Consider the following 20,894-nt stretch of genomic DNA (forward strand, 5'->3'; position numbering starts at 1 on the left):
CTGTAATTAAGCAAGCTGGAAGATGAATAATATATACGATAAAAATGCCGCACTTGAAACAGTTGAAGATGCCATGAAGGTATTGTATCTGCGAAAAGCAGATGAGCGCTTTCATGGCTTTTAATTTTTGGCAAAGGCTTTACCTTGGCAGGAGCCTTTGACCTCCTTAACATATTTCCACCGCTGGATTTGACGTGCGCCATCGGTGGAAGACACTCCTTTCGATGGGTGAATGGGGACGGCCAATCTGAGCTATCCCATTCACCTTTCTTTTTTTATATGTATTTCTTGCTTTCCTGCATGTTACCAGGCGACAGGCCATTGCAGTGTGATACTTATCACAGCGGTTTTGTGCGGTGTATGACAGCAATTGCTGCCATATTTAGTTATGATCAGCTTAATAAGGCTTCTCTCGCCTGTATAGGCGGGAGTTCCCAATGCTGGTTGTAATAGATTTATTTTCGGGGGTGATAAGGTTTATGCGGGATATCGTTAAGCAGGATGGCCGGGTAGCTCAGTCTGATGTTGAAGGAAAACTTTTTACTTATCTGTGTAAAATGAAAGGCGGCAAGTGTGCAAGCTTGCCTAAAATGTCCTTGTCCGGTTTGTTGTGTACTGCGCTGGGCAGTTTTGTGGGGATAGGGTTAGTGGCTGCATTATCGGATATTTACAAATTATCGCTTCTGCTGCCTTCTTTTGGGGCCTCAGCCGTACTATTATACGCTGCCTGCCACGTGCCTATGGCCCAGCCCAGAAATGTCATCGGCGGTCATCTAATATCGGCATTTATGGGCGTGCTGGTCTATCAAATGTTTGGCGATGCCTGGTGGACCATTGCTCTGGGGGTGACGTTGGCCATTATGGCCATGACGGTAACATATACACTGCACCCGCCCGGAGGAGCTACCGCTTTCCTGGCTGTCTATACCGGGCAGGATTTTGGATTTATTATGTCCCCCGTTGGGGTTGGCGCCCTTTGTTTAATATGCATTGCCTTGCTGGTGAATAACTTGTCCGGTGAGCGAAAATACCCGGATTATTGGTACTAATAAAACATAACATATTAATAACCAGGTTGTACTACATACCTTACTGGATGATGTTACAAAATGGTCCTGCAGGGATCCTACTGGTTGGAAATTTAATATAAAGGGGTGTTAATGTTATGGAAATAATTAAAATGGGCGAGCTGCCTACTTTTAAAAACCCGAAGGGTATAACCGTGAGAAAACTTTTGGATATGGATGGTCTGGTGTTAATGAATTTGCTTTTTAAACCGGGTGAAATGTTGGAAATGCATACCACTCCCCAAAATGTAGTCTTTTATGTGGTAAACGGTGAGGGAACGGTTATGATTGGAGATGAAGAATCCCGGGTAAAAAAAGATGAGCTTGTTTATAGCCCTAAAGGAATCCCGCATGGACTAAAAGCTGCCGAAGACCAAGAATTTCACGTATTGGTGTGGAAACTGCCCACTGCATAAAGCTTGCCAACCGCAGTACCTCAGAATAGCCGCGCTAATCTGGTAACCAGATTGCGCGGTTTTCCTTGCTTAGCAGACAGAGGGGGCGACAGGGGGACGTTTCATTTGTCTTATTTCGATATGCTAATCACTCGAACTGTCTAATTGTTGATAGGCGACTTGCATGCCACTGGATTCGTTATCTTTGACTGCAGCTCTCGCACGGTCTGTTCCCCTTGGGGTAGTTTTGGGAACCGTAAAGGCCAGGCCCAAAACTGCTAAAGAAAGTAATTAAGAAAATTTTTTAAAGATATTCATAAACTCGTTTAACGATTCCTTGATGTCCCTGCCTTCTCCCAGGTCGTTTTTGATATGGTCGGCCAGGTGGCAACCCAGCATGGTAATGCCCACCCGGTTGACGGCGGCTTTGATGGCGGCCAGTTGAATGACGATATCGCCGCAGCTGCGGTAGTCCTGTACCATCTTCTGCACGCCCCGTACCTGTCCTTCGATTTTTTTCAGCCTGCTGAGTACTTCCTTTATGGTGGCTGGGTCTCTTTCTAATACCATGCTATGGTCAGTTTCAGCCGGCCAAGTTCCATTGGCAGCCGTTTCCCCGTCATAACCCCCCTGGTTAAGCTGTTCCTGCTCACTTTGGTTATTGTGATACTGGTCTATGCCGGTTCTTTTATGTGCATAGTTCTGTTTTTCTTTCATGTCTACCTCTCCGTTAATCAGAGTATTAAAGTAAATTGTTTCTATCGCTACAGCAATTTAATGGTTAGCGAAGCAAAATAAATAACATTACGCTGTAGCGCTATGATTGTGTGATGAGTACCTAAAGACCTCCTGCGCTTATTTTAAATACATACCCTTACCCCGCAGGGTATGTATTTATATTATATCCAATATTTTAACTCTGTTCAATGCTAAGACTGATTAATTCGTATAATATTGGTCTTGACGGATACTCAAATATGTAGTAGTTTAATAATATACCCATGGGGGTAGGGGTACACATAAGTCGGAGCAAGCCGAATTCCAGCAGGGGCACAGCCCGGTAATTACAGCCCGGACAAAGCTACAGTTATAATGCCACCAATGTTTATAGTTATAGTTATAGTTGTAGCATGAGTAGCTTCGATTTGATACCCTGGTACAGTATCTGATCTTCCAGAATTTAACGATAATTAATTAAGGAGGCAATGCCCGATGACACCTGAAGAACTGAAAAACATGCAATCCGACAAGGTGGTGGATGCTAGAGGAACTTCCTGTCCCGGACCGATTCTGGCGGCTAAAAAGTCCATTGTGGAAGTGCAAGTGGGCCAGGTTATGGAAGTACTGGCCTCGGACGCTGGAACCAAGAAAGACCTGCCGGCCTGGTGCAAAAAAACAGGGCATGAATTCCTCGGCATGTGCGAAGACGCCGGCGATATTAAACTATTTATCAAAAGGACGAAATAAATATGGCCGGGACAACCAAAGAAGGCAAGGATTTTGCACCAAAAATCCTTGCCTTTTCCACAAACAATATCTCCGACCCGGGGATTGACCTGGCGGGTAGCTCCCATATGCACTATCCCCCCGGCGTAATGGTGGTTAGCATGCCCTGCACCAGCGGAATTAAGCCCGGTTGGATTTTGCACGCGGTGGAAAAAGGTTTTGACGGTATTTTCATTGCCGCCGACGGTGAAGAATGCGCCTACCTGCCGGACTGCTCGGAAAGGGCTTCGAGTATTGTCAAGAATGCCCAGGAGTTACTCAAAAAAAGCGGTTATGAACCCGAGCGGATCAAAATGTCGGCTATTTGTTCAGTATGCGCTGAGCCGTTTACCAATCAAATTAAAACATTTTATCAGACTATTCAAAAACTAGGACCAGCCAGGAAGGGATCAAACTATGAACTATGATATTGTCGTTATCGGCAGTGGCATCGGGGGCATGGAATCGGCCCTGAAGCTGGGCGACATGGGTTATAAGGTGCTGGTGGTGGAAAAGGAACCCAGTGTGGGCGGTAAAATGATTCTGCTCAGTAAGGTGTTCCCCACGTTGGACTGCGCCAGCTGTATTTCTACCCCCAAAATGGCGGCCACCACGCATCATCCAAATATTGACGTATTGGTATATTCGGAAGTCGAACGAATAAAGCGGGATAAGGAGGGCACGTTCAGGGTGCAGGTGCGCCGGAAGCCTACCTTTGTGAACCAGACTCTGTGCACGGGCTGCCGCCAGTGTGAAATGAACTGCAACGTAGCGGTGCCTGACCAGTACAACTTTGACATGGTGGCCCGGCGGGCGGCTTATATCGCTTTCCCCCAGGCCGTGCCCAAAAAGGCGGTTATTGAGCGGGCGGGCAGCTCACCGTGTTCGTATACTTGTCCGGCGGGTATCAAGGCTCACGGTTATGTGGCCCTGACCCGGGGCGGCAAGTATCAAGAGGCTTTTGAGCTGATTCTGGAAACAACTCCGGTGGTTGGCAGCCTGGGCCGGGCGTGCTACGCGCCCTGCGAAGCGCAGTGCACCCGGAGCGACATCGAGGGCTCGCTGCCCATCAGAAAGATTAAGCGTTTTATAGCGGATACTTATTATAAAGAACATCCCGTTAGCCAGGGGCATCTTAGCCAGGAGCAATCTGGTGTCCAGCCTGGCTCTGCCCCGGAATATAACGGCAAAAAAGTAGCCATTGTGGGCTCCGGCCCTGCGGGCCTTACCGCGGCGCTGCACCTGGCCCGGCGGGGTTATCAGGTTAAGATACTGGAAGCGGCGTCCCGGCCGGGGGGCATGCTGCGGTTGGCAATACCGGCTTACCGGCTGCCCAAGGATGTAGTGGACCGGGATATTCAAAACGTTACCGCCCTGGGGGTGGAGATTGAAACCGGGGTTAAGGTGCAAAACCTTGATGACTTAAAAAAACAAGGCTTTGATGCCATATTTATGGCCACCGGTACTCCGGGCTCCAGAAGGCTCCAGCTGGAAGGAGAGGATTTGCCCGGCGTGGTGGCTGCGCTGGATTTCCTTAGGGAGGTGAACCTGAGCGAAGTTAATTGGGGCGGAATCAACCTGCGGGAAGCCAATTCGGTTGGAGCCAAGCAGGGTGAAAATAAACCGGGCCAAGTCAACTTGCGAGAGAATCCGGCCGGTGCTGTATCTCTCCAGGGTAAAACCGTAGTAGTGGTGGGCGGCGGCAATGTAGCCATCGATTCGGCACGGGTGGCCGTTAGGCTGGGTGCACAAAAGGTGATTGTGCAGTACCGGCGCAGCCGGGCTGAAATGCCCGCCCACGACTGGGAAATTGAAGCTGCCGAAAAGGAAGGTATCGAGTTTCGGTACCTCAGTGCCCCGCAAAAATTTATCGGCCCCAATGGCTATCTGGCCGAAATTGAGTGCATTCAAATGGAGCTCAGCCAGCCCGGCGCAGGGGGCCGGAAAAAACCGGTGCCGGTAAAGGGCTCCGAACACCGGCTGCCCGCGGACCTGGTGATTACCGCCGTGGGACTGGTACCGGATACCGAATGCTGGGCGGATAGCCTGAAATTGCAACCCAACGGCACCATTGCTGTTGATCCGGAAACGCTGCAAACATCAACGCCATATGTATTTGCGGGCGGGGATGTGGTGACCGGGCCTTCCATGATTGTGGATGCGGTGGGCCAGGGCAGGCGGGCCGCCTTTTTCATCGATCGTTTTCTAAACGGCCAGGATATGCAGGGGGTGGATTATGATTACCGTTTGCCTGCTATAGATAAACAGCAAGTGCTTGACCGGCAGCAAAGTTACCGTGTGCTGGCCCCGGTGGCCGGGCGGGAAACGCAGCCATTGCAGTCCGGGCAGGTCAGTGGCTTTGCCGAGGTTGAACGACCCCTCACCGAAGAAGAAGCCCGCTACAGCGCGGGCCGCTGCCTGGATTGCGGCGTATGCTCCGAGTGCCACCAGTGTATATCGGTATGCCCGGCAGGGGCTATCGATATGTCCATGAAGGAAGAGCATATTGAGGTGGAAGCGAAATCAGTTATCGTGTCCACCGGCTTTAAACTGTTCGATGCCGCTCTCAAACCCCAGTATGGCTACGGGCAGTATAAAAATGTGATCAGCGGCATGCAAATGGACAGATTGCTGGCTCCTACCCGGCCATATAACACCGTACTGCGGCCCTATGACGGTAAGGTGCCCGACAACATTGCCTATGTGCTGTGCACCGGCTCCCGGGATTGCACGGTGGATAACCCGCTGTGCTCCAGGGTGTGCTGCATGTACTCGGTGAAGCAAAACCAGCTGATTATGGGGGCGCTGCCTCTGGCGGATGTGACGGTTTACTACATCGACGTCCGAGCCTTCAGCAAGGGATACGAGGAATTTTACCAGCAGGCCGGCGCTATGGGAGCCAACTTTGTTAAAGGCCGTGTGGGCCGTATTGAGGAAAAGGAAGATGGCAATCTGGTGCTTTTCTATGAAGATATCGACAATGGCGGTCAGCTGCGCCAGGCGGAACACGATTTAGTGGTGCTGTCGGTGGGATTGCTGCCTAATACCGAGACCTTGCAACTGTTTACCGGGGAGCAGCTTGAGAGCGATGAATTCTTCTATGTTAAAGAGGTTAATGAAGATATCAATCCAGGCCAAACCAGTATTCAAGGCGTATTTGTAGCCGGGACCGCGTCCGGCGCCAGGGACATCCCCGATTCCATACTGCATGCCGGCGCGGCGGCGGCCCAGGCCGCAGCTTACGTGGAAAGGACAAGGATGAGCAAATGAGTGACCGTAGAATAGGCGTTTATATTTGTCACTGCGGCGGAAATATCTCCGATTACGTGGACGTGGAAAAGGTACGGCAGGCTGTGCAGAGCGAGCCGGGTGTGGTGGTAGCTAAAACCGCCATGTTCACCTGTTCCGACGCCACCCAGCAGGAGATGGTGCAGGATATTCAAGAGCAGCAGCTTGATGGGCTGGTGGTGGCGTCCTGTTCCCCCAAGCTGCACTTGTTCACCTTCCGGGAAGTGGCCAAACGGGCGGGTTTAAACCCTTACCAGTACACCCAGGTTAATGTACGGGAGCAGTGTTCCTGGACTCATACCGATGACTACGCCGGGGCCACGGCCAAAGCCATCCGCCTGGTGCGGGGCGGCATTGCCCGGACGCGGTTAACCGAACCTCTGCAGCCTATTAAAATTGACACCGTACCCAAGGTGCTGGTGGTGGGTGCGGGTATAGCCGGTATGCGGGCAGCCGTGGGTCTGTCGGACCTGGGCCTGGCAGTGCTGTTGATTGAGCGGGAACCTGTGGTTGGTGGTTGGGTGGCAGGTTTGGGTAATATGTACCCCCATGGTAAAAACGGGCGTAAACTAATTGCCCAGCTGACTGAAGAAATAAAGCAAAGAAAGAATATCACCCTGTTCACCGGTGCCGAGCTGGTGGGAAAATCGGGCAGCATTGGCAACTTTAACGTGAAAATTCGGGTGGGTGGTAAAGGCGGCCAAAGTCAGGAAGACATAACCACCCAAGTAGGTTCCATTATCGTGGCCGCGGGCTTCGACAATTACCAGCCTGCGGCAGGCGAATACGGCTACGGTATTGACGGGGTGCTCACCCTGGCGGAGTACAAGGAGTTGCTGGATGGTGCTGCAGGCAAGTTATCTTACCACGGGCGTGAAATCAAAGACATGGTATATGTTTACTGCGTGGGCAGCCGGCAGCAGTCCGGGGAACACCCCAACCGCTACTGCTCCCGTTATTGCTGCAACGCGGCGGTGCATGCTTCCATTGAGTCCGCCGGTAAAAATCCCGGTCTGCACCAGTACCACCTATTCAGGGATATGCGTACTTACGGCAAGTTTGAGTTGCTGTACAGCCAGGCTAGGGAAAAGGGTGCCGTGTTCCTGCGGTTTGACCACCAGGAGCCCCCGACGGTGGAAAAGGGGGCGCACGGTAAGCTAACGGTTAAGGTCAAGGATTTATTGACCTACGGGGAGCAAATCGAGATTCCTGCCGATGTGGTGGTACTGGTGACGGGCATGGTACCCCGCAGCAACGCTAATCTGGTGGATGTGCTCAAGCTGCCCCTGGGGCAGGATAAATTTTTCAATGAAATACACCCCAAGCTGCGCCCGGTGGAAACCGTGGTGGACGGCGTGTTTATTTGCGGCACCTGTCAGGGACCCAAGAATTCCTCGGAAAGCGTGGCCTCGGCCCTGTCGGCGGTGACCCAGAGTGCCTCTATTTTAAAGAAGGGCTTTGTGGAATTGGAGCCCCTGATTGCTGCGGTAAATCCCGATGTCTGCCAGTGGTGCGACGGGTGTGCTGATGCCTGCCCCTATTCGGCCATTGAGCAGGTGCAGTATCAGGGCCGGGCAGTGGCAAAGGTGAACGAAGCGGTTTGTAAAGGCTGTGGCGGCTGCGCGCCGCTGTGCCCGAACGGGGCTATTAATCTCAAAGGCTATACGGATGAACAAATGAAATCCATGATCGATGCCTTTTTAACCTGACTAACTTGGCGTAAGTCTCCCACTTCTATAAATGGGAGTACAACGCCAACTAAGTCATGCATTTTGCAGTTCTAAAATTCAGGGGGAGTTGAATCTCCCCCTGAATTAAGAACTTGCTTCAAAGGAGATTATTTAATATGCAGGGTGCAGTGAGAGATTTACGGGAAGTTATTCGGGAAGAGATGTTCATGCGGGATAGAATACTGAAAATACTGCAAGACGGTCCTAAAACGGTACCCGAAATCGCCGGAGCTCTGGGTTGTCCTTCCCATGAGGTAATGTACTGGGTGATGGGCATGCGCAAATACGGGCACGTGGCGGAAACAGAGGAAGAAGACGGCTTTTTTAAATACAAGGCTGTAACAGGGGAGGGAAATTAAATGGCCCGGGTTAATCCCGAATTTGCCGGCGCGGTTAAGCAATCCGAGGCATTTAACGCCTCGGCCTGTATGAACTGTGGTGTGTGCAGCGCTGTATGTCACATGGGTATTGAGCTGCTGCCCAGAAAACTGTTCAGGTATGTTTTGCTGGGTATTGAAGACAAGGTGTTGGCCAATGTGGAAACGATTTATTCCTGCCTGTTATGTAAAATGTGCGAGGTAAACTGCCCCGCTTCGGTGCATATTGCGGAGAATGTGCGGTTTTTGAGAAATTACATTAATAAAAAAGTCTATCAACTTTAAGGAGAGTAAAGCCATGCCGTTGCCAACTGGCGATACCATAGGAATTTTAGCGGATAATTTAGCCTTAAGGCAATCCGTACTGCCCATATCCGCCAAAAGCGCAACCAGGTGGGCCGCTGGCCTGGAACTGCCCCGGGGCGGTAAAACCGTGCTGTACACGGGGATGACGTACCAGCTGATCCCCTACATTGCCGCTATGAACAAAGCCCAGGAGGGTATTGAGGATTCTTTCTTAGTTAATTTTATCGGGCTGGGCCGGCGGATTAACAAATTAATTAATGTTTCCGGCTTGATGGCCAGGCCTTCCAAAAGCATGCAGCAGGTCTACAACCAGATACTGGTTAATATTGTCCGGCTGCTCAAGCAGGCGGGGGTTCAATTCGGCTATTTGTATGAAGACGAATTGTATTCCGGGGCGCTTATTTATGACCTGGGTATGGATCATGTATTAAAGGAACACGCTCAAAAGGTATACGCGACTTTTAAAAAATACGGGGTAAAAAAAATAATCACCGTCGACCCCCATACCACTAACATGCTGCGCTCGGTTTACCCCACCATGATTAACGGTTACGATTTAACAGTGCAAAGCTACATGGAGGTACTTGTGGAGCGTAATCTGGAGCCTCGAAATAAACTGGATACGGATGTGGTGATGCACGATTCCTGCGTGTATGCCCGGTATGAAAATGTATTAAACGAGCAGCGTACTTTGATGGCCAGGGCCGGGGTAACTATCAAAGAACCGGCCAATTCGGGCAAATTCACCATGTGCTGCGGTGGCCCTGCGGAGTCTTTGTTTCCCAAAAAAGCCAGGGCCCAGGCGCAAAAAAGGGTGGAGCAATTCAAAGAAGTGGCTTCGAATGCGGTAACCATGTGCCCCATATGCTATGTAAACCTGCAAAAGGCGGCCGGAGGAGCGGTGCAGTTAGAGGACATTTCGGGCTACCTGGTACGCGCTTATTGTTAGCACTACAGCCGGTGCGGGTGTTGAAAGTTGAAAATTTGCAGCTGAGAGTTGATTTAAAAGTTTGAGAGATGAGAATTGAAATTTGAAAGTCTGGATTTAAAATAAAAACGATCGTTTGGGAAATAACGCTCACAGTGACCAACTGTTTGGGGTTCCGACATTATTCAGTATATAAAGGGGTGAACGGTTCTGGATACTACTAAAAAAACCATCATTGTCTTCAGCGGCGATTTGGATAAAGTGATGGCGGCCTTTATTATCGCCAACGGGGCTGCAGCCATGGGCGACGACGTGACCATGTTCTTTACCTTCTGGGGGCTGAATGCTTTGCGCAAGCCTGAAAACATCAAGGTAAAGAAAAGCTTTTTACAGGGGATGTTCGGAAAAATGATGCCCCGGGGTGCCGACAAACTGGGTATTTCCAAAATGAATTTCGGCGGCATGGGGGCGGCGATGATGAAAACCGTGATGAAGCAGCAAAACGTCACCACCCTGCCCGAATTGATACAGACCGCCAAAGAGCAGGATATTAAAATGATTGCTTGCACCATGTCCATGGATGTGATGGGCATTAGGGAAGAGGAGCTGATTGACGGGCTGGAGTTCGCCGGTGTGGCTACCTACCTGGGGGAGGCCGACGAGGCCAATGTGAATTTATTTATCTAATGAGCACTGCTTGGGCGGCGGTGGTACAATAAATAATACGTATAATCAGCCGCCATAAGGTTGAACAGGTAAAGGAGCAGTGTATTATGGAGATAACTAAAACTAAACTCGCTGGTATGATTGATCACACTTTGCTTAAACCTACGGCTACCCGTGGGGACATTATTAAACTATGTGGCGAGGCCAGGGAATACAATTTTGCCGCTGTGTGTTTCAACCCCTACTGGGTGCCTCTGGCTGCCGGACAACTGGCGGGCTCGGGTGTGGCGGTGTGTACCGTGATAGGGTTTCCCCTGGGTGCCACCTCCACCGCCGCCAAGGCCGGCGAGGCCGCCCATGCTGTTCAAAACGGTGCCCTGGAAGTTGATATGGTTATTAATATCGGCGTTCTTATGGAACGCCATACAGAAATTGTGCTGGAGGATATCCGGGCGGTGGTGGAAGCGTCGCGGTCGCAAAACCCTGCATCCATCACCAAGGTAATTATAGAAACCTGTTATTTGAGCCGGGAGCAAAAAATATTGGCTTGCCAGCTGGCCGCCCGGGCCGGGGCACAGTTTGTCAAAACCAGCACCGGTTTTGGCCCGGGGGGCGCTGCGGTGGAGGATGTGGCACTGATGCGGGCTGCTGTGGGGCCTGAGATGGGCGTCAAGGCTTCCGGGGGAATAAAAACAGCAGAGCAGGCCCTGGCCATGATCAAAGCGGGGGCCAGCCGGATAGGAGCCAGCGCCGGGGTGGATATAATGCAGGAATTGAAGGAATCCGCTTGCTCTTTCGCGAAGTGATTTTTGAAAAAAATGTCGCAAAGGATGTGTTTAAAATTGTTGCAGGCGGCTCTGTTTGACCTGGATGGAACTCTACTGCAGGTACATACCCAAGATTTTATGAAGGAATATATTAAGGAGATAGCCCGTGCCGCGGCGCCGGTGGTTGACCCGGGCCGGTTTTCCAAGGCTCTTTGGGACAGCACCGGTGCTATGTTGGCCAATCGCGATGCGGCACTTACCAATGCTGAGGTTTTCTGGAACGATTTCCGTTCGCGTATGGCCGACTGCCACGAGGCCCTGGAGCCGCGGCTGAATGATTTTTACGCTAATGAATTCAAAAAGTTGGCCAGGGCCGTCGATACCTCTCCCCTGGCCCGGCAGGTAGTGCAGGCGGCTCTGGACCGGGGGTTGCGCATTGTACTGGCTACCAACCCGCTGTTTCCCCGCTCGGCTATTTTTGATCGCATGGCCTGGGCCGGGGTGGCTGATTTACCCTGGGAACTGGTAACCAGCTATGAAGATATGCACCACTGCAAGCCATACCCCGAGTATTTCCTGGAAATAGCCGTCCGGCTGGACTTGTCGCCCGGGGATTGTCTGATGGTGGGCAACGATGTTCCCAAGGACATGGCCGCAGCTGCTGTTGGTATGCAAACCTATCTGGTTACTGATTACCTGGTTAACCCTGATCAGGTTGATTACCGGGCGCTGGTCGACTGGTACGGCATGCTGGACGACCTGTGCCGCTGGTTTACTGATGGCGGCTGGGAGCAAGCCGTCTATGATAGCTTGGCGGTAGCCCGGGTGCGCCGGTATGTAAAGGAATTTGATGCCGGCCTTGCACCGCTGGTATTTAGTGAAGCCACCAGCACGGTGGAGGAGGCGGCCCGCGCTCTTGGTGTGGAACCCGGCATGATTGCCAAGACACTGTTATTCCGGGCTGGTGATCAATACGGACTTTTTGTCGTAGCGGGGGATGTCCGGGTAAGTACTAAAAAAGTTAAAGCCCTGTTGGGCGGCAAGCCCAGGATGGCTACCCCGGAGGAGGTAGAGGAAATCACTGGCTACCGGGTGGGCGGGGTATGCCCCTTTGCCCTGGCCACAGATGTGCCGATTTATCTGGATGCGTCCATGCAGCGGTTTGATGTGATTTACCCGGCTGCAGGCACCGCCCATTCCGCGCTGCCCATTACTTTTGAAAAATTAAAGGATATCACCCTGGGCACGGTGGTGGAATGTTGATTATAAATAATAAAGTTAAAGTTAATGCGCTTAATGTTTTATATTGCTATATGATAATATATTGGAGCTAATTTTTAGTGTAAAATTGAAATAACTAAATTTTTACAGCTAATTTAATATTGAATACGAATATGAATAGGGCAAACTAATTGGTGCCGGGGATTTATTTTTAGATTACTGACAGCTTAAAGCAGTTTTTGTGAATATGAGCTGGGCGCCGGCGTGGCACCGCGTCCATATTAAGAAGGACAAAATTTGATTTTCCGGTTATTCTAATCTGATTGGGGGCATTTTGCCAGATGAGCAGCAAGAAAATAACCTTAAAAATAAACGGTATGGAGTGTGCGGCCTGCGCGGCCAGGATTGAGCGCCAGCTGAAAAAAACAGACGGGGTGGACGACGCCGCGGTTAATCTGGCTGCCGAAAAGGCTACCGTGCATTACGACCCGGAACGGGTGGGTGTCGACCAGCTGGTGCACACCATAGCAGACCTTGGTTTTCGGGTGCCCACCGAACGGGTGGATTTAAAGATCAGCGGCATGTCCTGCGCGGCCTGCTCGGCCCGGGTGGAAAGGACTCTGGGGGGGCTTCCCGGAGTGCTCCGGGCCAACGTCAACCTGGCCATGGAACGGGCGGCCGTGGAATACAATCCGGCCCAGCTCAGCCTGGCGGATATAAAAAAGGCCGTGGCCGACGCGGGATACCGTGCTGAGGACGGTGACAAGCGTTTTGACGGGGACAGGGAAAAGCTGGAGCGGGAACGGGAAACCCGCCGCCAGCTGATGCTGCTGGTGATGTCCGCGGTGCTGTCGCTGCCCCTGCTCAGCATGATGTTCGGAGAGTTGCTTAACATTCACCTGCCCCAGATTTTACACAGCAAAGTGTTTCAATTCGCCCTGGCTACGCCCGTGCAGTTTATCGCGGGTTACCAGTTTTACCGGGGCGCTTACAAATCTTTAAAACACGGCAGTGCCAATATGGATGTACTGGTGGCCATGGGCACTTCCGCCGCGTATTTTTACAGTGTGGGCACCACTTTCTTTTTCCCGGGCCATGTTTATTATGAAACCGGTGCTATAATCATCACCCTGATACTGCTGGGCCGGCTATTGGAGTCGGCCGCCAAAGGGCGTACTTCCGAGGCCATTAAAAAGCTGATGGGGCTTGCGGCCCGCACGGCCCGGGTGGTGCGGGACGGGCAGGAAATCGATATTCCCGTGGAGGACGTGCAGGTGGGCGATGTGGTGCTGGTGCGCCCCGGGGAAAAAATACCCGTGGACGGTGTTATCCGGGAAGGTGCGTCGTCCGTAGATGAATCCATGCTTACCGGCGAGAGTATTCCGGTGGACAAGCACGAAGGCGACGAGGTTATCGGCGGCACCATCAACAAGCACGGAGTTTTTAAGTTCGCGGCCACCAGGGTGGGCTCGGACACCGCCCTGGCCCAAATTATTAAAATTGTGGAAGAGGCCCAGGGTTCCAAGGCACCCATTCAGCGGCTGGCCGACGTTATTTCGGCGTATTTTGTGCCCGTGGTGGTGGGCATTGCCACGGTCACCTTTCTGGCCTGGTACTTTATCGTTGATCCCGGCAACCTGGCCCGGGCATTGATCAGCTTTATAGCTGTGCTGGTCATTGCCTGCCCCTGCGCTTTAGGTTTGGCCACGCCCACTTCAATTATGGTAGGCACCGGTCGGGGCGCTGAAAACGGCATTTTAATCAAGGGCGGTGAGCACCTGGAAAAGGCCCACGCCATCAACACGGTGGTACTGGACAAAACCGGCACCATTACCCGGGGTGAGCCTTCTCTTACCGACGTTATTTTAGCCGGGGACGCGTTTTCCGAAAATGAACTGCTGCAGCTGGTGGCATCGGCGGAAAGTGCCTCCGAACACCCCCTGGGGGAAGCCATTGTGCGAGGAGCTAAAGAGCGGGGTCTGACCCTGGTTGAACCGCAAAGTTTTGAGGCTATACCCGGTCACGGTATTACCGCTGTGGTCAGCGGGCGGGCGCTGTTGATAGGGAATCGCAGGTTAATGGCTGAACACCGGGTGGATACAGGTGTTTTAGATAAGCAAGTGGACGAACTGGAAGGGAGCGGCAAAACAGCCATGCTGGTGGCCGTGGACGGCCGGGCCGCCGGGATGGTGGCTGTGGCCGACACCGTCAAGGAGCATTCCGCAGAGGCCATCCGGGTTTTGCAGGATATGGGCGTGCAAACCATAATGATCACCGGCGACAACCGGCGTACCGCCGAGGCAATTGCCCGCCAGGTGGGCATTGCGCCCGAAAACGTGCTGGCCGAGGTACTGCCCCGGGACAAGGCCCGGCAGGTAAGTTTGCTTAAAGAGCAGGGCCGGGTAGTGGGAATGGTGGGGGACGGCATTAATGACGCCCCGGCCCTGGCCACCGCCGATGTGGGCTTTGCCATCGGCACGGGCACCGACGTGGCAATGGAGGCGGCGGACATAACATTGATGCGGGGTGACCTGCGGGACGTAGCCGCCAGCATCAGCCTGAGCCGCGGCACAATGCGCAATATCAAGCAAAACCTTTTCTGGGCGCTGGTATACAACTCCCTGGGCATACCGGTAGCCGCCTCCGGCTTTCTATCACCTGTGCTGGCCGGGGCCGCCATGGCCTTCAGCTCGGTGTCGGTGGTAACCAACGCGCTGCGGTTAAAACGTTTCGATCCTTACCGGGAATTTCGGGCGGGCAAATAGGATAGGTACCGCTCGGTTCCGGGCCCTGCCCCGCCCCACGTTTTAACATTTATTCTTTGTCATCGATGGGAAATATAAAATGCAGCCAGTTTTGTCTCCCATGCAGTACCCTGGCAATTACAATACTATCCTCTAATACTCTATAAAATATACTGTACGGAGTTACTACAATACGCCTGTACCCATATTGTGCGCCAGGTGCGTCTTCTTCAGGGATAACCGGCCCCATTTCAGGAAAATCCTTCAGCTTCTTTATACCTTTATATATACGTACTCGTAATTTTTCTGCTGCCTGTTTATTATCTTGGGAGATATAAGTGAAAATGCTATCAATATCGTAATAAGCCATTTCAGATAGTACAATTTTTTTACTCACTGTCTATCCTCTTTTTTATTGCTGTAAAGGTTTCCTCAAAATCCCGCATAGGTGTCCCTGCAGCTATTTGACGGTCAACCTCAGACAACATTCGCCCCAACCGCTGTCGAGCCATCATCTTTTGAAAAGCTTCATGGCTCATTACCACCAAATCAGCTTCGCCGTTCTTGGTTACGACAACTGGAGCTTGGGTTTCGTGGCATAACTTAGAAAAAGAATTATAATCATGACGGATTGCAGTTGAAGGCTTGATGTTAGTAATAATAAATTCTTGCCGGCTCATGAAATTCACCTCTTTAGCCATTATTATGTCAATATTATAGCACTTGTTAATTAAATTCAACTGTGTTATCCGGAAGCGTTTGTAATACTGATATAGCATAAGGGCTTTTATTTCCATACATTGTAGCCCGCGGTGTCATAGAAAAAAGTAATAGTTTTTCGAATGAGATCATAAAATGTGGAAGGAAAATATATGAAAATGTAGAAATGAATAATATTATCACCAGGTGCAAACATAACTGACCTGGTGTTTTTGTTTTGTCTGGGTACTTGATATAAGTGCTTTAGATGATTTTAATATAATTTCCGACCTATTATTTAGCAGTGACAAATAGTTGTCTTTATTATTTGTTAATATAGAAATACATAAAATATAGTATACAGGAGGCTCGTTTTGTACGCGTACATTAAGTTAAGGATGGACCCGTCCTCGCCAGCCATACCAATTCACTACAATTATCTTATACAGTCGGCTGTTTATGCCGCGCTGCCGGAGGACATGGCTGTTCGTCTCCATGACGATGGTTTTAAAAGTGGCAAGCGCAACTTTAAAATGTTTGCCTTTTCCCGGTTGCTGGGGAGATTTTCCTTAGACCGAACCGCAGGGACCATTACCTTTCCGGAAGGGGTATCTCTGGTAATTTCTTCACCGGATACGGGGTTTTTACTTGCGCTGATCAATAATCTGCTGACTAAAAGCACCGTCCGCCTGGGACAATCTTTATTTTATGTAGAAGAAGTGCGTTTTGATGAGCAAAAGGCGGAGGCTGAGGTTTTGACCGTGCGCACTCTTTCACCGGTGGTGGTTTACAGCACTCTATTGCGACCCGAAGGAGGAAAATATACCTGCTACTACCAGCCGGGGGAAAGGGAGTTCGATAGGCTTATCACGACCAACCTGGCTAAAAAGTACGAGGCCTTCCATGGCCTCCGGCCTCCGGAGGGGGAGATAAAGGTACAACCTCTGGACAGGCCCCGCCTACACGTAACTACGTATAAGGGCACCGTTGTAAAGGGCTACACCTGTCGATTGAAGCTGAGCGGGCCGCGAGAACTGCTGCAGATGGCCCTGGACGCCGGCCTGGGAGGCAAAGGAAGCCAGGGGTATGGGTGTGTGGGGAAGATCGAGAGGTTAAAAGCCGGGAAAACTAAACCTTAAAGTGTGTCGCAAGATAAACGATCATCTACTAATCAATGTCCCCGGCTTTTTTAGCTTCGTCTAAAAAGTACCCCAGATCATATTGGCTATGCCGCCAATAGTCATATAAGGTATGCGTTCACGTTTCAAAAAAGTGTTTACCTGTCGAAGGCTATGTTCAAGGACGTTCATAAACTTCTCCTAAAAGGGCAAATGCTTGACGCATTTTTTGCAACCGCCAAACTTTTTCCTTAACTACTTTTTTCCGTAACCAATCGGAATTTTGGGTACTGGCCATTGCCCATGCATCACAATACCATTGGAATGTTTTTAATGGATCAATTTCTACCGGATTGCGGATCGAGGATTGCCAGACGTTATATATTTTCCACTGGTTATTACGGCTGATAATCTGTTTGTTACTTTGGAGCAAGATTATAACCTCCTTTGTAGTTTCATTAATCCTTATAGGTAGACTATCAACAAAAACAAATGTTTCAATTCCTAAGCAGGTAAAAATATAACGTTTATCTTGACATTATTTTAATCCAAAACTATAATGTATGCAAATAATATATGTTAATATCATCAAAAGCAAATTAATATGAATTATTGGGAGGTGAAAAAGTGATTACAGCGGTTCGGGAACTTGGCACGTTTGCCCTAAATAAATCAGGTAAAGATAGTCTATCTGCTTTGACCGAAGTTATAAACGCAGATAACTATCCTTATATGCTGGTAATTGAACTGGAAGAATATGAACCCTGTGAATTTATTTGTGTCAGTGTGGAAGATATGAATGCGGGGGGTGCTGGAAGATATATTTACCGCCAGGGTAGTTCAAGGGGTTCAAATTATTCCCCTACAGCTATAATTACTGATATTAAAAAAACATTGCCCATTAAAATAATTGGGTGGTTTAATTCGGTAAGTAAACAGAAACTGATGTTTTCCAAAGAAGAGCAAGGATATCTTAAAATAATTAAAAAATCTCTTGAAAAAAACCGAGCAAAAATTGAATCCGAAATCATGGAAAAATTACAAGACATTGGCAAGAACTGCGGACTAACGTTAAAAATTGGTGGCAAATACCTATCGGAGCTTGTTATTTTTAGAAAAGCTTTTACGCAATTGGTGTCTGCAAAGGAGGATAGTATATCTGCCCCGGATAAGCTATGCTCCCTCTGTGGCAAAAGAAAAATCAAGGTATCAGCCGGTGCTCCCGCGTATAAGTTTTATACTATTGACAAACCCGGGATGATTAGTGGGCATTTCATTGAGGAGAAAAGTTGGCGTAATTACCCGGTATGTCAGGAATGTTCAAGGGCGCTTGATGAGGGTAAAAGAATTACAGAACGGAATTTAAAATTTTCATTTTATGGGTTGTCTTATGCCCTTATCCCCAAATTCCTCTTCGGTAAACCTTCAGAGATAATATTAAAAATAATAACCGGTAACCGGATGGACAAAAATATCAAAATAAAAACTGAAACCGGTCAGAAATTGGTCAAAACAGAAGACAGCATACTACATATACTGGCTCAAGAACAGGATAACTTAATGTATAATTTTCTTTTCAGTAAGAAAAGTAACAATGCCGAGAGGATTCTTTTATTGGTGGAGGATGTGCTGCCTTCACGTCTCCGGGCACTGTTTGCGGCCAAGGGTAAAGTGGATTCTGTATTTGTGGATGACCCTTTTCACCTGGGAAAAGTCCGCAATTTTTTTGCTAAATCTGACGAAGGTAAGCGTGATAACGATTTGGATAAATATTTTCTTGAGATAATTGATAAGACTTTTAAAGGCTTACCGATATCTATACCTTTTTTGGCAACACATTTTATGCGGGAAATCAGGCGTGATTTTAACAACCAGGAGGGTGCTCTCTTTAAAGTTGGTAATGCTATTCAAACCGTTATGTTTTTTGTTGATTTGAGTATGCTTACACCAAAGGAGGTAATTATGGCGGAGACAATCTTTGATCCTGTTTTTAAAAAATATGAAGCACAATTGGACAACCGGGAAAAAAGGGGTATCTTTTTATTGGGCTCCCTGACTAAGATGCTGTTAAATATTCAATACACGACCAGACACTCACAACCATTTTTGTCACAGTTAATGGGATTGAAAATGGACGAAAGAAGTATTAAAGGACTACTGCCCAAGGTAACAAACAAACTTCTTGAGTACAAAAGATTAGACCATAAAAAAGCCCAATTGGCTGAAGTAATATCACAATATTTTTTGGAATCATCTGCGAACTGGCGTTTATCAGTTGATGAACTGAACTACTATTTTGTGTGTGGGATGAACTTATACAAGGAAATCAATGTAGTTCTGTACGGTCAGGAAGAAGTGAAGGAAGAAGAGGAGGAGGTTGATGTCGATGTCGATTAGCAATCGTTCGGAGGTTTTATTTATCTATGACTGTACATTTTCTAATCCCAACGGGGATCCCCTTGATGCCAATAAGCCCAGAATAGACGAAGAAACCGGCAGGAATATTGTAACTGATGTGCGGTTAAAAAGAACCGTTCGAGATTACTTTCATAACTTGAAAGGTGAGGAAATTTTTATCAGGGATATTACTGATGATGATGATCACTTACAGGATGCCAAAATGAGGGCGGAGGATTTTCTAGCGGATAAAAAGGATAAGTCCAAGTTAAGTCTTAAAGAGATGCGGCAAGTAATCAGGCAAAATATTTTAACAAGTTGCATTGATGTACGGTTGTTCGGTGCTACCATTCCCATCGAGAAGAGCAGCAAAGAAAAGAGTTCCGTTACCCTTACTGGACCGGTGCAATTTAAAATGGGACAATCTTTACACAGAGTTAAATTGCAGTTTATCAAAGGGACCGGAGCATTTGCATCCGGTAGTGAAAGAACGAAAAAAACTTTTAGGGAAGAGTATTTGCTGCCGTATTCCCTAATATGTTTTTATGGTGTTGTTAACGATTGTGCCGCTGAGCACACGGGGCTAACCGATGATGATGTAAATAACTTAATGGACGCTCTCTGGAACGGAACCAAAAATCTCATTTCCCGATCCAAGGCGGGCCAGCAGCCCAGATTGTTAATCAGGGTGGCCTATAAAGAAAAATTTTATCATATCGGGGAGCTGGATAAATTAGTGGCTTTTCAATCCGATTTGAATGATGAAGAAATAAGGGATATCGAAGAAGGGTTTTTAGATTTCGGAAAATTAATTGGGATTCTTGCTGAGAACAAGGACAAAATTGATTATGTTGAATATGCCATGGACAAGCGTGTAAGGCCTAAACAAAAATTAAAAGAAATGTTATCTGAACATGGTTTGAACGTCCGGGAATTAATTTACTAGGGTGATGCTAATGAAAAAGAAGGTGCTCATCTTCGATCTATACGGGGACTATGCTCACTTTAGGAAATATTATACAACAACATCCCCTTTAACTTTTTCCATAATACCTCCGGTTACGCTGATGGGGGTACTCGGCGCCATACTCGGATTATCTAATCAAGATAACCTATATCTAAAAACATTGAACGAAGCCGGGACCAAAGTAGGCATACAGTTAATGAAGCCGGTTAAGAAATTTCGCATGGGCATGAATTTAATTAACACCAAGAACGATTACTGGGTGCCCAGACACAGAAATGAAGGTGCCAGAACACAAATAAAATATGAATTTCTAAAGGATGTGGCTTATCGTATTTATGTTTCCATGGATAATGAAGAATTGTTAAATCAATTGGAGTACAATGTTAGCAGACATAAATGCGTTTATACGATTAGCCTTGGGTTAAGCGAGCTGTTGGCTGATTTTTCCTTTGTTGACATGCAGGATTTTAATTGGCGGGAAAATGATGGTAAGTTTATTGATATTGTTACGGCAGTACCAATGAACGACGTTTTGCAGGGTGGTATTGACATTTCTCCGGGTGAAAGATACCTGAAAGAGAATATGCCAATTAAAATGGATTCAAACAGAGAGGTTACCCAGTACAGTGAGATGTTGACGGAAACCATGGGAAACCATATCAAACTGAAAATAAATGGATTCTGGGAAAGCCATGGTTTAAATATTAATTTGCTGTAATAGATTTGCCCCCGGCTTTAC

General features: G+C 48.7%; 21 protein-coding genes. 17 read left to right on the forward strand and 4 right to left on the reverse strand.

Annotated elements, in window-relative coordinates; all coding sequences use genetic code 11:
* The first annotated feature begins 437 nt into the window (after positions 1-437).
* Both DESGI_RS03730 and DESGI_RS03735 read left to right on the forward strand, forming a co-directional pair.
* The gene (locus DESGI_RS03730) at positions 438-1,049 is read left to right on the forward strand and encodes an HPP family protein (protein ID WP_006520991.1); all 612 of its coding nucleotides are present in this window, start codon (positions 438-440) and stop codon (positions 1,047-1,049) included.
* Between the two features lie 116 nt (positions 1,050-1,165).
* A complete protein-coding gene (locus DESGI_RS03735; protein ID WP_041284761.1) occupies positions 1,166-1,483 on the forward strand; it encodes a cupin domain-containing protein in 318 nt (105 codons plus the stop codon).
* Between the two features lie 270 nt (positions 1,484-1,753).
* On the opposite strand, the gene DESGI_RS03740 is transcribed toward DESGI_RS03735, so the two are convergent.
* Entirely contained in the window at positions 1,754-2,179 is a 426-nt protein-coding gene (locus DESGI_RS03740; RefSeq protein ID WP_006520993.1) for a metal-sensitive transcriptional regulator, read from the reverse strand.
* 495 nt (positions 2,180-2,674) lie between these two features.
* Between DESGI_RS03740 and DESGI_RS03745 the strand changes: the two genes are divergently transcribed.
* From DESGI_RS03745 to DESGI_RS03800, 11 genes are all read left to right on the forward strand, one after another.
* Positions 2,675-2,929, forward strand: coding sequence for a sulfurtransferase TusA family protein (locus DESGI_RS03745; protein ID WP_006520994.1), 255 nt, complete (start codon positions 2,675-2,677; stop codon positions 2,927-2,929).
* A 2-nt stretch (positions 2,930-2,931) separates the two neighbouring features.
* Positions 2,932-3,375, forward strand: coding sequence for a hydrogenase iron-sulfur subunit (locus tag DESGI_RS03750; protein WP_006520995.1), 444 nt, complete (start codon positions 2,932-2,934; stop codon positions 3,373-3,375).
* Entirely contained in the window at positions 3,365-6,217 is a 2,853-nt protein-coding gene (locus DESGI_RS03755) for an FAD-dependent oxidoreductase (protein ID WP_006520996.1), read from the forward strand. The genes DESGI_RS03750 and DESGI_RS03755 overlap by 11 nt, the downstream gene beginning before the upstream one ends.
* Positions 6,214-7,944, forward strand: a complete 1,731-nt coding sequence (locus DESGI_RS03760) for a CoB--CoM heterodisulfide reductase iron-sulfur subunit A family protein (protein WP_006520997.1) — start codon at positions 6,214-6,216, stop codon at positions 7,942-7,944. Before DESGI_RS03755 ends, DESGI_RS03760 begins: the two co-directional genes overlap by 4 nt.
* A gap of 137 nt (positions 7,945-8,081) precedes the next feature.
* Entirely contained in the window at positions 8,082-8,324 is a 243-nt protein-coding gene (locus DESGI_RS03765) for a hypothetical protein (protein ID WP_006520998.1), read from the forward strand.
* The gene (locus DESGI_RS03770) at positions 8,325-8,627 is read left to right on the forward strand and encodes a 4Fe-4S dicluster domain-containing protein (protein WP_006520999.1); all 303 of its coding nucleotides are present in this window, start codon (positions 8,325-8,327) and stop codon (positions 8,625-8,627) included.
* A 13-nt stretch (positions 8,628-8,640) separates the two neighbouring features.
* Entirely contained in the window at positions 8,641-9,597 is a 957-nt protein-coding gene (locus DESGI_RS03775; protein WP_006521000.1) for a (Fe-S)-binding protein, read from the forward strand.
* Positions 9,598-9,807: 210 nt separating this feature from the next.
* Positions 9,808-10,263, forward strand: a complete 456-nt coding sequence (locus DESGI_RS03780) for a DsrE/DsrF/DrsH-like family protein (RefSeq protein WP_281168111.1) — start codon at positions 9,808-9,810, stop codon at positions 10,261-10,263.
* A gap of 86 nt (positions 10,264-10,349) precedes the next feature.
* Positions 10,350-11,048, forward strand: coding sequence for a deoxyribose-phosphate aldolase (deoC, locus tag DESGI_RS03785; RefSeq protein ID WP_006521002.1), 699 nt, complete (start codon positions 10,350-10,352; stop codon positions 11,046-11,048).
* A gap of 36 nt (positions 11,049-11,084) precedes the next feature.
* Entirely contained in the window at positions 11,085-12,272 is a 1,188-nt protein-coding gene (locus DESGI_RS23590; RefSeq protein ID WP_006521003.1) for a YbaK/EbsC family protein, read from the forward strand.
* 299 nt (positions 12,273-12,571) lie between these two features.
* Entirely contained in the window at positions 12,572-14,995 is a 2,424-nt protein-coding gene (locus DESGI_RS03800; RefSeq protein ID WP_006521004.1) for a heavy metal translocating P-type ATPase, read from the forward strand.
* A gap of 49 nt (positions 14,996-15,044) precedes the next feature.
* Here the strand turns inward: DESGI_RS03800 and DESGI_RS03805 are convergent, their stop codons facing one another.
* Both DESGI_RS03805 and DESGI_RS25570 read right to left on the reverse strand, forming a co-directional pair.
* Positions 15,045-15,371 carry a type II toxin-antitoxin system RelE/ParE family toxin gene (locus DESGI_RS03805; protein ID WP_006521005.1) on the reverse strand — a complete coding sequence of 109 codons (327 nt, stop codon included), beginning with the start codon at positions 15,369-15,371 and terminating at the stop codon, positions 15,045-15,047.
* Positions 15,364-15,771 carry a type II toxin-antitoxin system Phd/YefM family antitoxin gene (locus DESGI_RS25570; protein WP_245561144.1) on the reverse strand — a complete coding sequence of 136 codons (408 nt, stop codon included), beginning with the start codon at positions 15,769-15,771 and terminating at the stop codon, positions 15,364-15,366. Before DESGI_RS25570 ends, DESGI_RS03805 begins: the two co-directional genes overlap by 8 nt.
* 276 nt (positions 15,772-16,047) lie before the next feature.
* On the opposite strand from DESGI_RS25570, the gene cas6 reads away from it, so the two are divergent.
* Positions 16,048-16,812 (forward strand): CRISPR-associated endoribonuclease Cas6, encoded by a 765-nt coding sequence (gene cas6, locus DESGI_RS03815; protein ID WP_006521007.1) that lies wholly within the window; start codon positions 16,048-16,050, stop codon positions 16,810-16,812.
* Between the two features lie 157 nt (positions 16,813-16,969).
* Here cas6 and DESGI_RS03820 read toward each other — a convergent pair whose 3' ends face one another.
* Complete coding sequence (locus DESGI_RS03820) at positions 16,970-17,224, reverse strand: hypothetical protein (protein WP_006521009.1); 255 nt, start codon at positions 17,222-17,224, stop codon at positions 16,970-16,972.
* Between the two features lie 194 nt (positions 17,225-17,418).
* On the opposite strand from DESGI_RS03820, the gene DESGI_RS03825 reads away from it, so the two are divergent.
* Genes DESGI_RS03825 through cas5b form a run of 3 tightly spaced genes read left to right on the forward strand, consistent with a single transcriptional unit; the run spans position 17,419 to position 20,873 of the window.
* Complete coding sequence (locus DESGI_RS03825; protein WP_006521010.1) at positions 17,419-19,188, forward strand: TIGR02556 family CRISPR-associated protein; 1,770 nt, start codon at positions 17,419-17,421, stop codon at positions 19,186-19,188.
* Positions 19,178-20,134: a type I-B CRISPR-associated protein Cas7/Csh2 gene (cas7b, locus tag DESGI_RS03830; RefSeq protein ID WP_006521011.1), complete on the forward strand. Its 957-nt coding sequence runs from the start codon at positions 19,178-19,180 to the stop codon at positions 20,132-20,134. The genes DESGI_RS03825 and cas7b overlap by 11 nt, the downstream gene beginning before the upstream one ends.
* 10 nt (positions 20,135-20,144) lie before the next feature.
* Entirely contained in the window at positions 20,145-20,873 is a 729-nt protein-coding gene (cas5b, locus tag DESGI_RS03835; protein ID WP_006521012.1) for a type I-B CRISPR-associated protein Cas5b, read from the forward strand.
* Positions 20,874-20,894: the final 21 nt, after the last annotated feature.

This window comes from Desulfoscipio gibsoniae DSM 7213 (assembly GCF_000233715.2).
GTDB lineage: Bacteria > Bacillota > Desulfotomaculia > Desulfotomaculales > Desulfallaceae > Sporotomaculum > Sporotomaculum gibsoniae.

Coding starts and splice junctions, on each gene's coding strand:
- DESGI_RS03730 (WP_006520991.1), top strand. CDS start 438: ATGCTGGTTGTAATAGATTTATTTTCGGGGGTGATAAGGTTTATGCGG.
- DESGI_RS03735 (WP_041284761.1), top strand. CDS start 1,166: ATGGAAATAATTAAAATGGGCGAGCTGCCTACTTTTAAAAACCCGAAG.
- DESGI_RS03740 (WP_006520993.1), bottom strand. CDS start 2,179: ATGAAAGAAAAACAGAACTATGCACATAAAAGAACCGGCATAGACCAG.
- DESGI_RS03745 (WP_006520994.1), top strand. CDS start 2,675: ATGACACCTGAAGAACTGAAAAACATGCAATCCGACAAGGTGGTGGAT.
- DESGI_RS03750 (WP_006520995.1), top strand. CDS start 2,932: ATGGCCGGGACAACCAAAGAAGGCAAGGATTTTGCACCAAAAATCCTT.
- DESGI_RS03755 (WP_006520996.1), top strand. CDS start 3,365: ATGAACTATGATATTGTCGTTATCGGCAGTGGCATCGGGGGCATGGAA.
- DESGI_RS03760 (WP_006520997.1), top strand. CDS start 6,214: ATGAGTGACCGTAGAATAGGCGTTTATATTTGTCACTGCGGCGGAAAT.
- DESGI_RS03765 (WP_006520998.1), top strand. CDS start 8,082: ATGCAGGGTGCAGTGAGAGATTTACGGGAAGTTATTCGGGAAGAGATG.
- DESGI_RS03770 (WP_006520999.1), top strand. CDS start 8,325: ATGGCCCGGGTTAATCCCGAATTTGCCGGCGCGGTTAAGCAATCCGAG.
- DESGI_RS03775 (WP_006521000.1), top strand. CDS start 8,641: ATGCCGTTGCCAACTGGCGATACCATAGGAATTTTAGCGGATAATTTA.
- deoC (WP_006521002.1), top strand. CDS start 10,350: ATGGAGATAACTAAAACTAAACTCGCTGGTATGATTGATCACACTTTG.
- DESGI_RS03800 (WP_006521004.1), top strand. CDS start 12,572: ATGAGCAGCAAGAAAATAACCTTAAAAATAAACGGTATGGAGTGTGCG.
- DESGI_RS25570 (WP_245561144.1), bottom strand. CDS start 15,771: ATGGAAATAAAAGCCCTTATGCTATATCAGTATTACAAACGCTTCCGG.
- cas7b (WP_006521011.1), top strand. CDS start 19,178: ATGTCGATTAGCAATCGTTCGGAGGTTTTATTTATCTATGACTGTACA.
- cas5b (WP_006521012.1), top strand. CDS start 20,145: ATGAAAAAGAAGGTGCTCATCTTCGATCTATACGGGGACTATGCTCAC.